This window comes from Arthrobacter sp. UYCu511 (assembly GCF_040547105.1).
In the GTDB taxonomy this organism is placed as follows: domain Bacteria; phylum Actinomycetota; class Actinomycetes; order Actinomycetales; family Micrococcaceae; genus Specibacter; species Specibacter psychrochitiniphilus.
In genome coordinates, this window is record NZ_JBEPPB010000001.1 from 669,275 (window position 1) to 683,394 (window position 14,120).

The 14,120-nt window shown below is 59.1% G+C and carries 12 protein-coding genes and 1 pseudogene; 7 read left to right on the forward strand and 6 right to left on the reverse strand.

What is annotated here, in order from left to right; all coding sequences use genetic code 11:
- Positions 1–66 precede the first annotated feature (66 nt).
- The 3 genes and pseudogenes from ABIB48_RS03110 to ABIB48_RS03120 all read left to right on the forward strand — a co-directional run.
- A pseudogene (locus ABIB48_RS03110) lies at positions 67–351 on the forward strand (DUF2254 family protein); the annotation flags it as partial.
- A 92-nt stretch (positions 352–443) separates the two neighbouring features.
- Positions 444–1,457, forward strand: coding sequence for an SDR family oxidoreductase (locus ABIB48_RS03115; protein ID WP_354211925.1), 1,014 nt, complete (start codon positions 444–446; stop codon positions 1,455–1,457).
- Positions 1,454–1,825: a hypothetical protein gene (locus ABIB48_RS03120; RefSeq protein ID WP_354211927.1), complete on the forward strand. Its 372-nt coding sequence runs from the start codon at positions 1,454–1,456 to the stop codon at positions 1,823–1,825. Before ABIB48_RS03115 ends, ABIB48_RS03120 begins: the two co-directional genes overlap by 4 nt.
- Positions 1,826–1,900: 75 nt before the next feature.
- On the opposite strand, the gene ABIB48_RS03125 is transcribed toward ABIB48_RS03120, so the two are convergent.
- From ABIB48_RS03125 to ABIB48_RS03135, 3 genes are all read right to left on the reverse strand, one after another.
- On the reverse strand, positions 1,901–3,673 hold the full coding sequence (locus ABIB48_RS03125) for a glycoside hydrolase family 15 protein (RefSeq protein ID WP_354211929.1): 1,773 nt from the start codon (positions 3,671–3,673) through the stop codon (positions 1,901–1,903).
- A 40-nt stretch (positions 3,674–3,713) separates the two neighbouring features.
- Positions 3,714–5,204 carry a molybdopterin-dependent oxidoreductase gene (locus ABIB48_RS03130; RefSeq protein ID WP_354211931.1) on the reverse strand — a complete coding sequence of 497 codons (1,491 nt, stop codon included), beginning with the start codon at positions 5,202–5,204 and terminating at the stop codon, positions 3,714–3,716.
- A gap of 173 nt (positions 5,205–5,377) precedes the next feature.
- Positions 5,378–7,213, reverse strand: a complete 1,836-nt coding sequence (locus ABIB48_RS03135; protein ID WP_354211933.1) for a thiamine pyrophosphate-requiring protein — start codon at positions 7,211–7,213, stop codon at positions 5,378–5,380.
- A gap of 482 nt (positions 7,214–7,695) precedes the next feature.
- Here ABIB48_RS03135 and ABIB48_RS03140 point away from each other — a divergent pair, with 482 nt between their 5' ends.
- From ABIB48_RS03140 to ABIB48_RS03150, 3 genes are all read left to right on the forward strand, one after another.
- A complete protein-coding gene (locus ABIB48_RS03140; RefSeq protein WP_354211935.1) occupies positions 7,696–7,911 on the forward strand; it encodes a hypothetical protein in 216 nt (71 codons plus the stop codon).
- Between the two features lie 179 nt (positions 7,912–8,090).
- Positions 8,091–8,579 carry a hypothetical protein gene (locus ABIB48_RS03145; protein ID WP_354211937.1) on the forward strand — a complete coding sequence of 163 codons (489 nt, stop codon included), beginning with the start codon at positions 8,091–8,093 and terminating at the stop codon, positions 8,577–8,579.
- 219 nt (positions 8,580–8,798) lie between these two features.
- Positions 8,799–9,041, forward strand: coding sequence for an HAD family hydrolase (locus ABIB48_RS03150; RefSeq protein WP_354211938.1), 243 nt, complete (start codon positions 8,799–8,801; stop codon positions 9,039–9,041).
- A 391-nt stretch (positions 9,042–9,432) separates the two neighbouring features.
- On the opposite strand, the gene ABIB48_RS03155 is transcribed toward ABIB48_RS03150, so the two are convergent.
- Together ABIB48_RS03155 and uvrB are read right to left on the reverse strand one after the other, a co-directional pair.
- Positions 9,433–9,888 (reverse strand): recombinase family protein, encoded by a 456-nt coding sequence (locus ABIB48_RS03155; RefSeq protein WP_354211940.1) that lies wholly within the window; start codon positions 9,886–9,888, stop codon positions 9,433–9,435.
- A 413-nt stretch (positions 9,889–10,301) separates the two neighbouring features.
- Positions 10,302–12,386: an excinuclease ABC subunit UvrB gene (gene uvrB / locus ABIB48_RS03160; RefSeq protein ID WP_110106491.1), complete on the reverse strand. Its 2,085-nt coding sequence runs from the start codon at positions 12,384–12,386 to the stop codon at positions 10,302–10,304.
- Between the two features lie 233 nt (positions 12,387–12,619).
- On the opposite strand from uvrB, the gene ABIB48_RS03165 reads away from it, so the two are divergent.
- Positions 12,620–13,096, forward strand: coding sequence for a DUF4190 domain-containing protein (locus ABIB48_RS03165; RefSeq protein WP_354211943.1), 477 nt, complete (start codon positions 12,620–12,622; stop codon positions 13,094–13,096).
- An 82-nt stretch (positions 13,097–13,178) separates the two neighbouring features.
- On the opposite strand, the gene coaE is transcribed toward ABIB48_RS03165, so the two are convergent.
- The gene (coaE, locus tag ABIB48_RS03170) at positions 13,179–14,111 is read right to left on the reverse strand and encodes a dephospho-CoA kinase (RefSeq protein ID WP_354211945.1); all 933 of its coding nucleotides are present in this window, start codon (positions 14,109–14,111) and stop codon (positions 13,179–13,181) included.
- Between the last annotated feature and the right edge of the window lie 9 nt (positions 14,112–14,120).

Below are 14,120 nucleotides of genomic sequence, written 5' to 3' on the forward strand. Positions count from 1 at the left end.
ACCAGCAAGGAGCAGGAATGAACACGGCACCCGCAGGACGCCAAATCGAACTCCGCCACGGCGTGTCAGTGTCTGGATGTCTTCCACGACCTCTTACGTCCCCTGGCCATCCGCCAGCTCCTCGATGGCCGGTGGGCCGACTCGGACGCAGTGGTTCGGTTGATGATCCCGCAATACCACTTTGTCGATTTTCTGGACTTGGCGCTCGGGGAGATTTGGCACTACGGTTCCGGAGCCGCCCAATTACCGGATCGCCTGGCAGGCATGCTGGCAGACCTGAAGACGGCGGCCCTGCCCGAATACCAGGACGATCTTCAGCGGTGGGGTCGAACGAGTTTGCCCTGGCAGTGACGGCCAGGGTGGTCAGCTGGACCAGCTTGGAACCCTAAAACCATAAGTCACCACCATGTGCCAGCACAGCGCTGGCAGAAAGCAGGCATCCCATGGATACTCCACAAGTTGTTGTGATCACCGGGGCAAGCGCCGGCATCGGTCGGGCGACGGCGCAAGCGTTCGGACGGCGTGGCGCCAAGGTAGGGTTGCTCGCCCGGGGCCAGGCAGGGCTGGACGGGGCAAAGAAAGACGTCGAGACCGCCGGTGGTCAGGCCCTGGCCATCCCCACCGACGTCTCCGACTACGCTCAAGTAGAAGCGGCAGCCGATGCCGTTGAAAAGGCTTTTGGGCCGATTGATGTTTGGATCAACGTGGCCTTCACCTCCGTCTTCGCGCCTTTCCTGAAGATTAAGCCGGACGAGTTCAAACGCGTGACCGAGGTCTCTTACCTGGGTTTCGTCTATGGAACCCATGTGGCACTCTCCAGGATGGTCCCGGCCGGGCACGGCACCATCGTTCAAGTCGGATCCGCCCTCGGGGCTCGGAGCATCCCGCTGCAATCCGCCTACTGCGGAGCCAAGCATGCTGTGAATGGGTTCACGTCCACGATTCGCACGGAACTACTCCACGATAAATCCGACGTACACATCACCATCGTACAAATGCCGGCAGTGAACACACCGCAGTTCTCTTGGGTGCTGTCACGGCTGCCAAATCATCCCCAACCCGTGCCGCCGATCTACCAGCCCGAGATCGCGGCCCGCGGCGTGGTGTTCGCAGCAGACCACCCCCAGCGAAAGCAATACTGGGTCGGCGCGTCCACGGTGGTGACCATCTTCGCCAACAAGTTTGCCGCACCCCTGCTGGACCTGTATCTGTCTCGGACCGGGTTCAAGTCCCAGCAAACCGATAAGAAAGCTCCCGCCGACGCTCCCCAGAATCTCTGGGAGCCCGCGGACGGAGTCGACGGCCGGGATTTCGGCGCCCACGGCGTCTTCGATGACAGGGCGCACTCCCATGCACCCCAGCTGTGGTTCTCCCACCACGCCCGGCTTTCCACCGGCGGGGGTGTAGCTGCCGGTCTGGGGCTCGCGGGCCTGTTGATACGCAGGCTCGTGCGATGACTCCCGGCCAGCATTCCATCTTCGCTGGGCTGCCCGGACCCGTCAACCCCGTGGCGGTCCAGGCACTGACACCCGATGAAAGTCTCAGGACCCTGCGCGCGAAATTGATGCACGGATTCGGTCCGGGGGCGAGCGAGGACACCGTGATGGCTTTCACCCGCGACCGAGAGGTCGTTGGAGGACGACTCACGGTGGTAGGGCTTGAAGAACTCGCCGCACACACGGCTCGGGCGCGCGGGGACACCACCAACCTGCTGGGCCAGGTGATACGTTCGGCCCGGAAGACAGAGATGGTATTGGGTGTTGTCTTGGTCGCTAGCGTCAGGGCGGTCAGCATCCTGCGTCGACGCCACCACCGCGGACTTTAGGAAACCGCGGACCGTGGGAGCAGTATGGGGCGCTGCCAACGGTGTTGACCGTTGGCAGCGCCCCGCAGTGTTTTTCTAGGTTGTTCCCCACGGCTTGGCGAGCCGTGCTGAGCATTCCAGCATGAGCGCATGAACGAAGGCTTGGGGAAGGTTGCCGCGCAGCTGGCGCTGGGTCACGTCGAATTCCTCCGAGAACAAGCCGGAGGGACCGCAGGCGGCTCGGTTTCGTTCAAACCACCGCGTGGCTTCGACTTCCCGTCCTTGTTGGTGTTGGGCCAAGGCCATGGTGAACCCGCAGAGCAGGAAGGCACCTTCGGCATCCTCCAGCGGGCCCGGTCCCTGACGGAAGCGGTAGAGGAAGTTGTCGGTACCGAGTTCTTCCTCCAGCGCGTGCAGCGTCGCCAGGGTGCGGGGGTCATCCGCTGAGACCCCTCCCCGGATCGGTGGCAACAAGAGTGCGGAATCGTTGCGTTCGTCATCGGGGGCCCGCTGCCATCGGCCGCTGGAATGCGTCGAGGTGGCTGCCGTCTCCGCCAGGATCCGTTCGGCCAAAGCCAGCCAGTCGCCCATCCGGGAGCTGGGGGCTCCGTGGTTGCTGATCGCCCGCAGCCCTGCCACACAGATGAGTCGGCTTTCCGTCCAGTTCTTGTCATCGAGTTCCCATATCCCCGCCTCGGGATCCTGCCAGCGGGCAGCGATGGCGTTAGCTGCTGTCTCGGCTGCTCGCCAGCCGTCGGCATCGAGGTGGTCGTGGCTGGCTGCGGCTGAGAACAGCAACAGTGACTCCCCCAGGGCATCGAGCTGGAATTGCGCGTTGACATGGTTGCCAGCGATATCCGATCCACCAGGATAGCCGGGCAGTTTAAGCATCCGCTGGTCAGGGACAGGACCGCCGAGGGTGGTGTAGGCCGGTTTCAGGTTGGGTCCGTCTTCCAACAGCCGCTCGGAAACGAATCGGACCGCATCATCGAGCAGCGGGTGCGGGCCGGCGGCCGCGACGGCTTCCCCGGTGAAGCACTGGTCCCTGATCCACACATACCTGTAGTCGTAGTTGCGGCCTTGTTTGGCCCGCTCCGGCAAACTCATGGTCGCCGCAGCGACCATGCCGCCACCGGAGCTTGTCAGTCCTCGCAGGACCGCGTAGGCGTGGCGGGCATCTCGGGGAGTAAGAGTCTCGGCAAGTTCGGGAACCGCGTCCTTCCACGCAGCCGCCGTGGCTTTCCAGGCCGTGTCAGGATCAACTAGTTCCGCGGGCAGCTCCCCTTCGCTGAGTTCCAGCACAAAGTCATGGTGTTCACCGGCCCGAACAGTGAGATCCATGGCCAGCGCCGGTGATCCGTTGCCGGTGGCTGGGCGAGCATCGTCGGCCCCTAGCCACCGCACTCGCAATGAACCCGTGCGTCCTGTCCAGATCCCATCCTCGCGTGTCAGGGAACGGAGGCCGCTGTGGCCAAACCCAGCCCTGGGGTCTAGGACAACGCGGACGTGAGCATCGCCGTCGACCGCCACAACCCGGCGCAGCACCACTGCCCGGCCAGGCTCTGCGGGAAACGCCAGCGCTTCTCTGCATTCGATGATGCCGGTCTCGGTGACCCACCGGCTGTGCCAGATCAATGTCCCGTCTTCGTAGTAGCCGCCCCAAACGAACCGGCCACGGGGGGTGATGGCGTAGCTGCCGTGCCCGCCTATCAGGGAGGAAAACACTGCATCGGAGTCCCAGCGCGGCACACACATCCAGACAAAGTCACCTTTGGGCCCGACCAGGATCCCACGTTCCCCGTCGGCTATCAGCGCGTACTCCCGCAGTACGTGCGGTGCGAACTGCCAGCTTTCCTTCGTCTCCACCATGATCAATCGTCCTCACTTCCGATATGCCTCAATACGCGTTTTAAATGCCTGCGGCATTGGCATAAAATTGTTGGTCTTCACGCCAGCCACCCTGACCTTGGCCGATATCCTTATAGTCTTCGACGAATTCAATTGCACAGACCCACTTGACCATTTTGAAACCCAGCTGAGTTTCAAGTCTGACCCGTACAGGGGCGCCGTGTTCGATGGGCAGGGGTTCCCCATTCATCTCCAGTGCAAGGATCGATTGTGGATTTCGGGCCAGATGCACCGGGATGGTGCCGTAGAAGAATCCGTAGCGGCCTTCGCCTTCGGTCAGGCCTTTGTCATCAAAGGCATAGAACACGACATGCTTCGCACTCTCCAGAGGTTCAACAAGGTCAATGATGCTTGCCAGCGGAACACCGCCCCATTGCGCGACGGCAGTCCAGCCCTGGATGCAGTTGTGCTTGGTGATTTGTGAGTGGTCTCCCACTCCCCGCAACTGTTCCAATGACAAGGACACCGGATGACGGACCAGTCCGCCGATCGGCAAACTGTAGCCATTGAACCCGTCCTGGGCCAAGTGTTCGTACTCTGTGCTGGTGGGCGGATAGCCATTGACCCGGAAGTAGGGCGAGATGTCCCTGCTGCGGAACCGCTGGCGCGAGAGGAATGATTTAGATATTGCCCGTTCGAAAGGGTTGACCATAATCCCCAACAGTCGCTGCGTCCGACGGCGATAACGCAGAGAAAACCAAGTAATGATCACATGAAGCACAAGGATCAAGAACAAACCGGCGCAGCCGATGATGATCGCTGTGGTGCCGTTCGCCTCCGGGTTTGCCAACACAATGCTGGCCGCCTCCCGCGGCACATCGTGCACCAACACCATAGAGACGTGAATCACCGTGAACACTGCGAAAGCAACGAGCCCGAGGAAGTGCAAGCTGCGGGCACCCTGCTTTCCGTGAAACAGCTTGCCGTACCACGGGAAGCGGGCGAGCACGGACGGGGACATGGCAGCACCTGTGAGGATCTGGAACGGGGCCAGCAGGAAAATGATCACGAAGTAAGCCAGCTTTTGGGCCGGTTCGAACGGCTCCCCAGGAATTTTAGGTGGGATTTGGAAGTGGAGGTAGGTGCCGATGGACTTGATGGAGTCAGGGATGATGGACCAGTGCGTGGGGATTAGGTAGTGCCAATACCCGGTGGCAAAAACCATCACTAGGTAGACCACCCCGGTCAGGATCCAGAACTGGACACTCATGAAGTGCCAATGCCTGCCCAACCCAATGTTCTTTTTCCCCGGCAGGGCGACCACCGGGTTCCAGGCCTCCTCTTCATCCAGGGACGACCACGGCTTACGAGAATCCTTTCCATACATTTTTTTCGAGAACCGCGCCCATTCCCGACCCGGCGGACAATCGTCATACCAGTACAGCTTCGGGAACGCAGAAAGCACTTCCAGCCCGCTACGGGCTAGCAACAGGAGAAAGAAGAGGTTCAGGAAGTGAGTTACAGCCACCCACCACGGGAAGAATGCTGGCATGCCGATTCCAATCCTTTCGTGCCACTCTGTCTGGCAGAGGTTCTGTCTAACGCGCCGTACCTGTGAACGAGCCTGCCCCCAGACCCTCACCGGCCAGTCCCCAATCCAACACCAACCGGGGTCAGCGTCCGCAGGCCCCGTACTCCCCCGGGCCTGTGGAGCAACCCACCGTTCTACTTATCCTTATCCTTGTTGTCTTGGCCGATGTGGAGTTTCCCCTTGACCCGCTCAATGCCCTCCGACACGAGGGCCTCGGCGGAATCACGGATAACGCCAAGTTCAAAGGGATCCCCCTTCAGGAGCGCTTCACCGGTATTCTTGGCAAACTCGGCCGTGATGTGTGGCGGGAGCGGGGGGACGTTCCTGCTCGTATAGGCATCGATGAGAGTGATACCACGGTGCGCGAACGCCGCATCCCAGGCAGCCGCCACGTCGTCGTCGTGCTTAACACGGATCCCCCGAAACCCGAGCAGTTCAGCCCACCCGGCGTAGTCTACGGATTCGACGTCTTGGGACGTTTCCCACACCGGATTGGCGTCTTCAGTGCGCATCTCCCAGGACACCTGGGTCAGATCATTGTTGTGCAGGACCATGATGATCAGTTGCGGGTTGTCCCATTCCTTCATGTACTTCTTAATCGTGATGAGTTCGTTCATCCCCAGCATCTGGAACGCCCCGTCACCGATGGTGCAGATGACGGGCCGCTCAGGATAGGCAAACTTTGCCGCCACCGCATACGGCATGGCCGCCAGCATGGTTGCCAGACGCCCGGAAAGATCCCCCATCATGCCATTGCGGAAGCGAATATGGTGACCATACCAATCGGCAGTGCTGCCAGCGTCCGCCGTGACAATGGCCTGCGGGGGCAGGCGTTTGTTCAGCTCATGGTAGACACGCCTCGGGTTGACGCCGTCCTCGTAGGCCAGCATCGCCTGGGCTTCCATCTCGTTTTCCCACTCGATCATCTCCTTGGCGACGTTTTCCTGCCACGAAAGATCCGTCTTCGCGTCTAAGTGCGGGATGAGCACCATCAATGTTGCTTTCACATCGCCCCAGAGATTCAACTCAGTAGGATAACGCAACCCCATTTGTTCCGGCTTCAGATCGACCTGGATTGCCCTGGCCTGCCCGCTCGGCGGCAGGAACTGGCTGTAGGGGTAGTTGGTCCCCAGGAAAACCAGGGTGTCGCAATCCTTCATCTGGCGCATGCTCGGACGGGTGCCCAACAGACCCAGCTGCTGGCTGTGGTGTGGAACGTCCGAAGGAACCACCTGCTTGGCACGAAGCGTAGTGATCACGCCAGCCCCAGCAAGCCGTGCCGCTTCAAGGACTTCATCGGTTGCACCGTTGGTGCCATGGCCCACGAGGAACGTCACCTTGGCTCCGGCATTGATGATGGCCGCCGCTTTCACGATCTCAGCTTCAGGGGGAACGATGGAAATCGAAGGAGCCACAGCGCTGGAGCGCGATACCCAGTTGGCCGGGGAAAGCTCCGCCATCTTCATGCCCTGGACATCATGGGGAAGAATGACCACCGCTGGCCCAAGCCGGACCCGCGCCGTTCGGAACGCAGTGTCAACTACAGCCTGGGCCTGCTCCGGTGAAACGATGGTCTGAACATAGACCGCAACATCAGACAAGGTCCGTTCAAGATTGCTCTCCTGCTGCGTGAACGTCCCCAGTGACGGCAGGCCTTGTTGCCCGATGATGGCGACCACTGGTTGGTTGTCCATCTTCGCATCGTAGAGCCCATTCAACAGGTGAAAAGCCCCCGGGCTTGAGGTCGCAATGCACACCCCCACCTCACCCGTGAACTTGGCATACGCCGTGGCCATCAGCGAACAAATCTCCTCATGGGTGGGACGGACATACTTTAGTCCATGGCCCTTACGTTGGGCCTTGCCGAGAGCACCATCAAACTCACCAATCCCGTCCCCAGGGAAAGCGAACACCCGGCTCACACCCCAGTCCTGAATTCTTTGAATCACGAAGTCGCTTACCGTTTCCATCTCACACCACTTTCACATCGGATTTCAGCTCGAATCGAAGCGGCCTAACGTGCAGTTGCTGGGATCCCGGGCCATGAAGGTTGCAGCTCTGCAGTATGTAGTGCCCACTGGGAAATCGGGCCGATCAGCTGCAAGCGCATCTGGTACATAAGGGAACCCGTCTCCACAGTGCTAAATCCTTGGGCAACACTGCCGGAGCTGGGGCAAATGCACCGCTTGCAACACCTGATTTTGACGATAGCCACATCTGCTCAAGCGGTCAAGGAGAATCTCCTGGCCCCGCAGGCAGCCCGCGGGCGGTGTGCACTCAGAGGGTATTACCGACCCCCGGGCGAAAGCCTTGGGCGGACTGCGCCACGTCCACAGGGCCACTGCGACTGGAGCCTGACGCAATGCGTCGTTCAGGGGCTATGCCGACTACATGCAGACACCAAATTTGCCGAGGTAGTAAACGACTGGCGCAACACAGCACACACAACGACGTGGCAATCATGTGCGCCGAGGCCATGCTGTGGTGGTGGTACCACCGCTCATTGATCAGCGATGCGCTTCCGATGCGCGAGAGTGCGGTCCTGGACATCATGACAGAGCAATCAGCCAAACCACACACCTTGACCCCGCTCGACGATTTCCTTGCACGACTGGATGGCGCTGCGGAACCTAATGATCTAACCATGCGCTCATGGCCGATCAAATGAGCTGGGCGGCCATAACATTGACACACTCTTGGTTCTCTGCTCGGCAAGGCACTGCAATGCGGCTGTCGAGCTTACGATTACAGAGCCTTGCCCGCAAGAGTTTGTCAAAGCTATATGGCGTAAAATCACGATTAATCTTGCGGATTCCGCAGAGAAAAGCATGACGAAAGGAAATCGACGTGAGCATGTCAGGAATGCCTAAACTCGCTACTGCCGATGGCATGAGCAGTGGAATAAGCGGACGACGACGATTGTCAGCACATGAGCAGAGTGCTGCGAAAGGCACGGCTCTGATGTATCTTGAGGCGCTGCGGGCAGGTTACGGTTTGTGCCAAGCCCTTAAACCAAACTTCATCGCAGCAAAAATCCTCCGACACCGGATTGACGGCAGGGCCACAATATTTGTGCGCGTTCTCGGTGGCAGGCATTTGTTGCAAGCGGCAGTCATCTTCCTCGCACCCCGCTCAGCCTGCCTCCATCGAACTGGGGCTGTCGTGGACCTGATACATGCATCCACCATGCTGATTCTGGCGCTCACCGACGCTCGAAGACGCAAGGCAGCCTTGGCTGACGCCGCTGCCGCCGTTCTCTTAGCCACAGCCGAACTGCTGGCCAGTACCTCCCAACGCCACCTTCCTCTTCAAGGAAAAAACAATGAAACTGTGTGAGTTAACTTGGTGAGTTCTTTGATCGCTGCCCATCGCCCGCTGGGTCATCGGGCCGGAGCGCCTATAGTCAAAAGTCAGAAACCGCTCCACGCCAAGGCACGTCATCACCCCTCGCCAGCGCTGTTTGCTTTCCAAAGCTCCACGGAACTGCTGATGAAATGTGCCGACCCGGTTTGGATTTAGTCTTGGCTTCCTCCTCTAAGGAGAAAATAGCAGCTGTTGCGCCAGACTCTAGACGCCGATGACCCGTTCTTCGCCGCCGCGAGTTTCTCCGATGCGGATAGGGGGAGACCTACACCCGACATTATCGCCGCAGCCCTGGATACCGCCGGGGTATATGCCAACCATGCCATCTTCATAGGTGACGGCATGCGGGGCGCTGCGGCAGCGGTGGAACCAGCGATGCTGAATTGCCCGACGACGTCACCTTGGTGGTCCACCGTGCCGGCCAGATACCGCTAGAAGGTCTAGATTCCGGTGGGATGGGACAGCCGATGTCTAGGTCTCGGCGTCCATAAAATGCAAGACGGAAAGCTGCAACTGTCGAGAATTGCGCCGACCAAGAGACGAAAATCGAAGCTGCGACTGGTTTCACACAGGCGCAACTTTCGTTAGTCTGTGCGTGTGGGCTGGTGCCGCATCCAAGCATCGCCGAGAAAACGTCATCTTGTGAAGATGGCAGGACTTGGTTTGCAACGATCCCGGGGCTAAGGACTTTTTGATCTTGGGAAACCGAATCGTGTCAGCTGACAGGTAGCGGACCCGAACTGGTCGAACCCGTCAGCTCACGAGGCTTTGTCAGTCTGTAGTTCATCTCAGTGCCTGGTGTTTCTGCGCGAGAACTTCTCACGCTTCATGGACCAGTCCGGGCCGCCTTCAAAAACCTCAGGTACCGACTCCGATACTGCCGCGTCCACATTTTTTTGGTGACATCTTCCAGGAGTTGTCCAATATGGTGTTCCTCGTGCGGGTCCTCAAAAAGCTCCAGCGATGGCTGGATCCCGGTTGGGCGAAGATCGGTCACGAGGATCCCGGCGCGCACGTGTTTGACCACTCGGACTGACTCCCACGGACGGTCTTGCGCTCCAACCGCGCAATCGCAGCCAGGACCGTGAGCCCGAACCGTATCCCCGTCACGGACATAACTGAGTAACTCTTGAAGCTGCAACCGTACATCCGTGTTCTTACCGTTGGCCTTCTCACAGAACAGCCTGTCCACCGCGCCGAGTGCATCAAGCCGCCATGCCTCATTTTGATCGGTGGCACTAACCCGCACGTAACCGCCCATCTGAACTTTGTGTCCAGCCATTCTTAGACCCTCAACCAGTTCTGTCCAACATTGCCTGAAGGGCAACCTGATTGACATGACCGTATGACAATCTCGAACTGTTCGCTCGGGTGCACCATGATCAACGCAACTCAGCCCCGGTCAGACTCTCGGAGATGAGGTGGCCAAGCATAAACTGCGAGGACAGCAACCAATCCAACCGCTGAGCAGCTGCGGAATTCGAACCGTAACTTCTTGACGAAACAGCCAGTCAAAGATTTTCGCAGAATTAGCAATGAAATCTATTGCTGCAAGTCAGAGAATGTTAAGAGTTCAAAACCTTCGTCAGTTATCAAACCTTTTAACCCCGTTTAAACTTCCCCAACCAAACAGGCGCAGCAACTGCCCCCGCGGGTCGCAACAACATCGACCCGCGGGGGCAAGCGCACGCACCATTAGTCGTGGCCGGCTTCACGCATCTGGCGCAGTTCCTTCTTCAGATCCCCTACCTCATCGCGCAGCCTGGCGGCCAGTTCAAAGTGGAGATCAGCGGCGGCACCATGCATCTGTGCCGTTAGTTCCTCGATCAGGTCCATCAATTCCTTCGCAGGGCGGGAGGCGGTGCTGCCAGAGGCCTTCTTCTTGCCACCCTTTCCACCTGTTTCACGCTTGAGACGTGCCTCCTCCAGCAGGGCTGCAGTGTCCGCGTCTTCCCTAGCCAATTGGTCGGTAATATCGGCAATCTTCTTACGCAACGGCTGCGGATCAATACCGTGTAATTTGTTGTAGCTGACCTGAATTTCTCGGCGCCGGTTGGTCTCGTCAATGGCGAACTGCATGGAGGCCGTGATCCGGTCTGCGTACATATGCACCTCGCCAGAGACGTTACGGGCTGCACGCCCAATGGTCTGAATCAGTGACGTGGAAGAACGCAAGAACCCTTCCTTATCCGCGTCAAGGATGCTGACCAGGGAAACCTCGGGCAAATCAAGGCCCTCACGCAGCAAGTTAATCCCCACCAACACATCAAAAACGCCCATGCGGAGTTCACGCAGCAGTTCCACCCGTCGCAAGGTGTCAACATCGGAGTGCAGGTACTGGACCTTGATGCCATTGCCTAAGAGGTAGTCCGTGAGATCCTCGGACATGCGCTTGGTCAAGGTGGTCACCAGCACGCGCTCATTTTTTGCTGTACGTTTGCGGATCTCTCCCAGCAAGTCATTGATCTGGTCCTGAGACGGCTTCACAATAATCTGGGGGTCAATCAGTCCCGTGGGGCGGATGATCTGCTGCACGTAGCCGTCCGAAACCCCCAGCTCGTACTTTCCGGGAGTGGCCGAGAGGTACACGGTCTGGCCAATGCGTTCCTGGAATTCATCCCATTTCAGTGGCCTGTTATCCATGGCGGAGGGCAACCTGAAGCCGTGGTCTACAAGGGTGCGCTTGCGGGACATGTCCCCTTCATACATGGCCCCGATCTGCGGAACCGTCACATGGGATTCGTCAATGACCAGCAGAAAGTCATCCGGGAAGTAGTCAATCAAGCAATGCGGGGCGCTGCCCTGATCACGGCCGTCAATGTGCCGCGAATAGTTTTCAATGCCGTTGCAGAAACCCATCTGCTCCATCATTTCCAGATCATACGTGGTGCGCATGCGCAGCCGCTGCGCTTCAAGGAGCTTGTTCTGGCTTTCAAGTTCTTTAGTTCGTGCAGCCAGCTCATCCTCAATTTGTTTGACGGCACGAGCCATGCGGTCAGGCCCGGCTACGTAGTGAGATGCCGGGAAGACATACATCTCGTTTTCTTCCCTGATGATTTGCCCTGTTAAAGGGTGCAGGGTGTAGATGCTTTCAATCTCGTCCCCAAAAAACTCCACCCTGAGGGCCTGTTCCTCATACATGGGGATAATTTCTACGGTGTCCCCCCGGACGCGGAAGGTGCCGCGGTGGAAGTCAATGTCATTGCGCGTGTATTGCATGCTCACAAACTTGCGCAGCAGATCGTCACGGTTCATGGTTTCCCCACGGCGCAGCGTGACCATCCCAGCCACGTACTCTTCCGGGGTGCCGAGTCCGTAAATGCATGACACCGTGGCAACCACAATCACATCACGCCGGGTCAAGAGCGCGTTTGTTGCCGAATGCCGTAGCCGCTCTACCTCTTCATTGACGGAGGAATCCTTCTCAATGAAGGTATCCGACTGCGGAACATACGCCTCCGGCTGGTAGTAGTCGTAGTACGAGACGAAATATTCAACGGCGTTATTAGGCAGCAGCTCCCTAAATTCGTTGGCAAGCTGTGCTGCCAGGGTCTTATTTTGCACCATGACCAGTGTGGGCCGCTGCACCTGCTCAATGAGCCACGCCGTTGTGGCGGACTTGCCTGTTCCGGTGGCACCGAGCAGGACCACATCTTTCTCACCGTTGTTGATGCGTTCGGTCAGTTCCTTAATGGCTGCAGGCTGATCGCCTGCCGGCTTGAACTCACTGATGACTTCGAAGGGTGCAACGACCCGGTTGATTTCCTGCGCAAGGCTCATGGCGTTAACGCTACCGCGTCCTATGCACTATGGGGCACTTCCTCTGCCAGTTGTTCACCTCTGGCAGCTAATGGGGAGGACTCCCCATGACACAACACCAACTTGTCAGCCATGCCATGACAAAATGAGACTAAGCACGAAGGTGTTGCTTCAGCCACTTACGGGGGCTACACGGAACCCATCGACATCACACTGCACACCACCGGCTTGAGAAAGCTTCCTGAGAGGAAAACATGAGCGAGAATCCCGAAAACCCCTACGGCCAGCCTGTAAAGACCCAGGCACCCTACAGCCAGCCCGGCCAGGCCCCTGCACCTTACGGCCAGCAGCCTCCCGCACCTTACGGCCAGCAGCCTGCCCCCTACGGCGCACCCGCTGTGGACCCGGGCAAGACACTGTCCATTGTTGCCATCATCCTGCCGTTCGTGGGCTTTGGCCTGGTCGGTATGATCTTGGGCTTCGTGGCCCTCTCCAAGTCCAAGAAAGCCGGCTTTGGACGTAACACTCTGGCCTTGGTGGCCGTCATCATCGGTGGACTCGCCGTTGTTGCTTCCATCATTGCGACCATTGTTATTGTCGTGGCAGCCATGAACGCCGTCAACGAAGTGGGCGGATTGGACCTGATCACTCAGGTTGTCAACCAGTGCCAGAGCACCGGTGCCGAATCCGTTGTGGTTGACGGACTGGAATACTCCTGCGCCGGCTACTAAGCCAAAAATAAGTCTCGGCCTTTCCCTCCGGGGAACCGCAGACTAGCAGGGCCCGCACCCCAACGGTGCGGGCCCTGCTTCGTTAGAGGGGTGCTGCCGCCAGCTCAATTGTGGCGTGCTGGCCCGGATCTGCCGAGGCCAAGAGAGTTGATCCTCCCCCTTGCGGCAGCGGGAAATAGCCTGCCGTAGCCAAAGCAGCCAACAGACTCCCCCTGCTAGTTCCTCTAGCCGTCTCGATGACAAACACTGGTCCATGTGCCGAACGGGGCGGTACAATCTCCGCACTCGCCCCCAATGCCAAGTGAAGCCGCGCAAGCAGTCTGTCCCTTGCGCCCTCCTCAAGGGGCACCGACGCTGCTGCGGCGTGAACAGTGGACGCATCTGGGGACGCTGTGGCAGCTATTCCAGCTGCCAGGTTCACAGCAAACGGCACTAGCCGGTCAAACCACAGTGCATCCACTGCGCCAAGAGCATCCTCTCGGGTGCCATCGTTAACAATCACCACATCGGCCGCTGACATGCGCTGTGCGTCGCTGGCCTGGGCACCAATGCGCGCCATCGCATCTTCGTACGACATGCCACGATCAGTCATCATTCGCCGCAGACGGCTCTCCAATGGCGCTTGCGCAACCACCACCAGATGGAAGGCGGGGCCTTGCCCTGTCTCCACGAGCAGCGGAATGTCCTGCACCACAATGGTTCCCGGCCCGGCGCTGGTCTTCAGTGCGGTGGCCGCCTCCCTCACCAGAGGATGCGTGATGGCGTTCAGGGCCGCCAGTTGTGCCTTGTCAGAAAAAACCATGGCGCCCAGGGCCGGACGGTTCAGTGCGCCATCGGCCAACAACATGCCGGCACCAAAATGTTCGACGACGGCGCGCAAGCCAGGCGAGTCAGGGGCCACCACCTCGCGGGCCAGCTGGTCCGCATCAATGACCAAGGCACCCAGGTCGCGGAAGCGGGCGGAGAGCAGCGATTTTCCGGCGGCAATGCCACCAGTGAGTCCCAATGAAAGCATGACTCCACA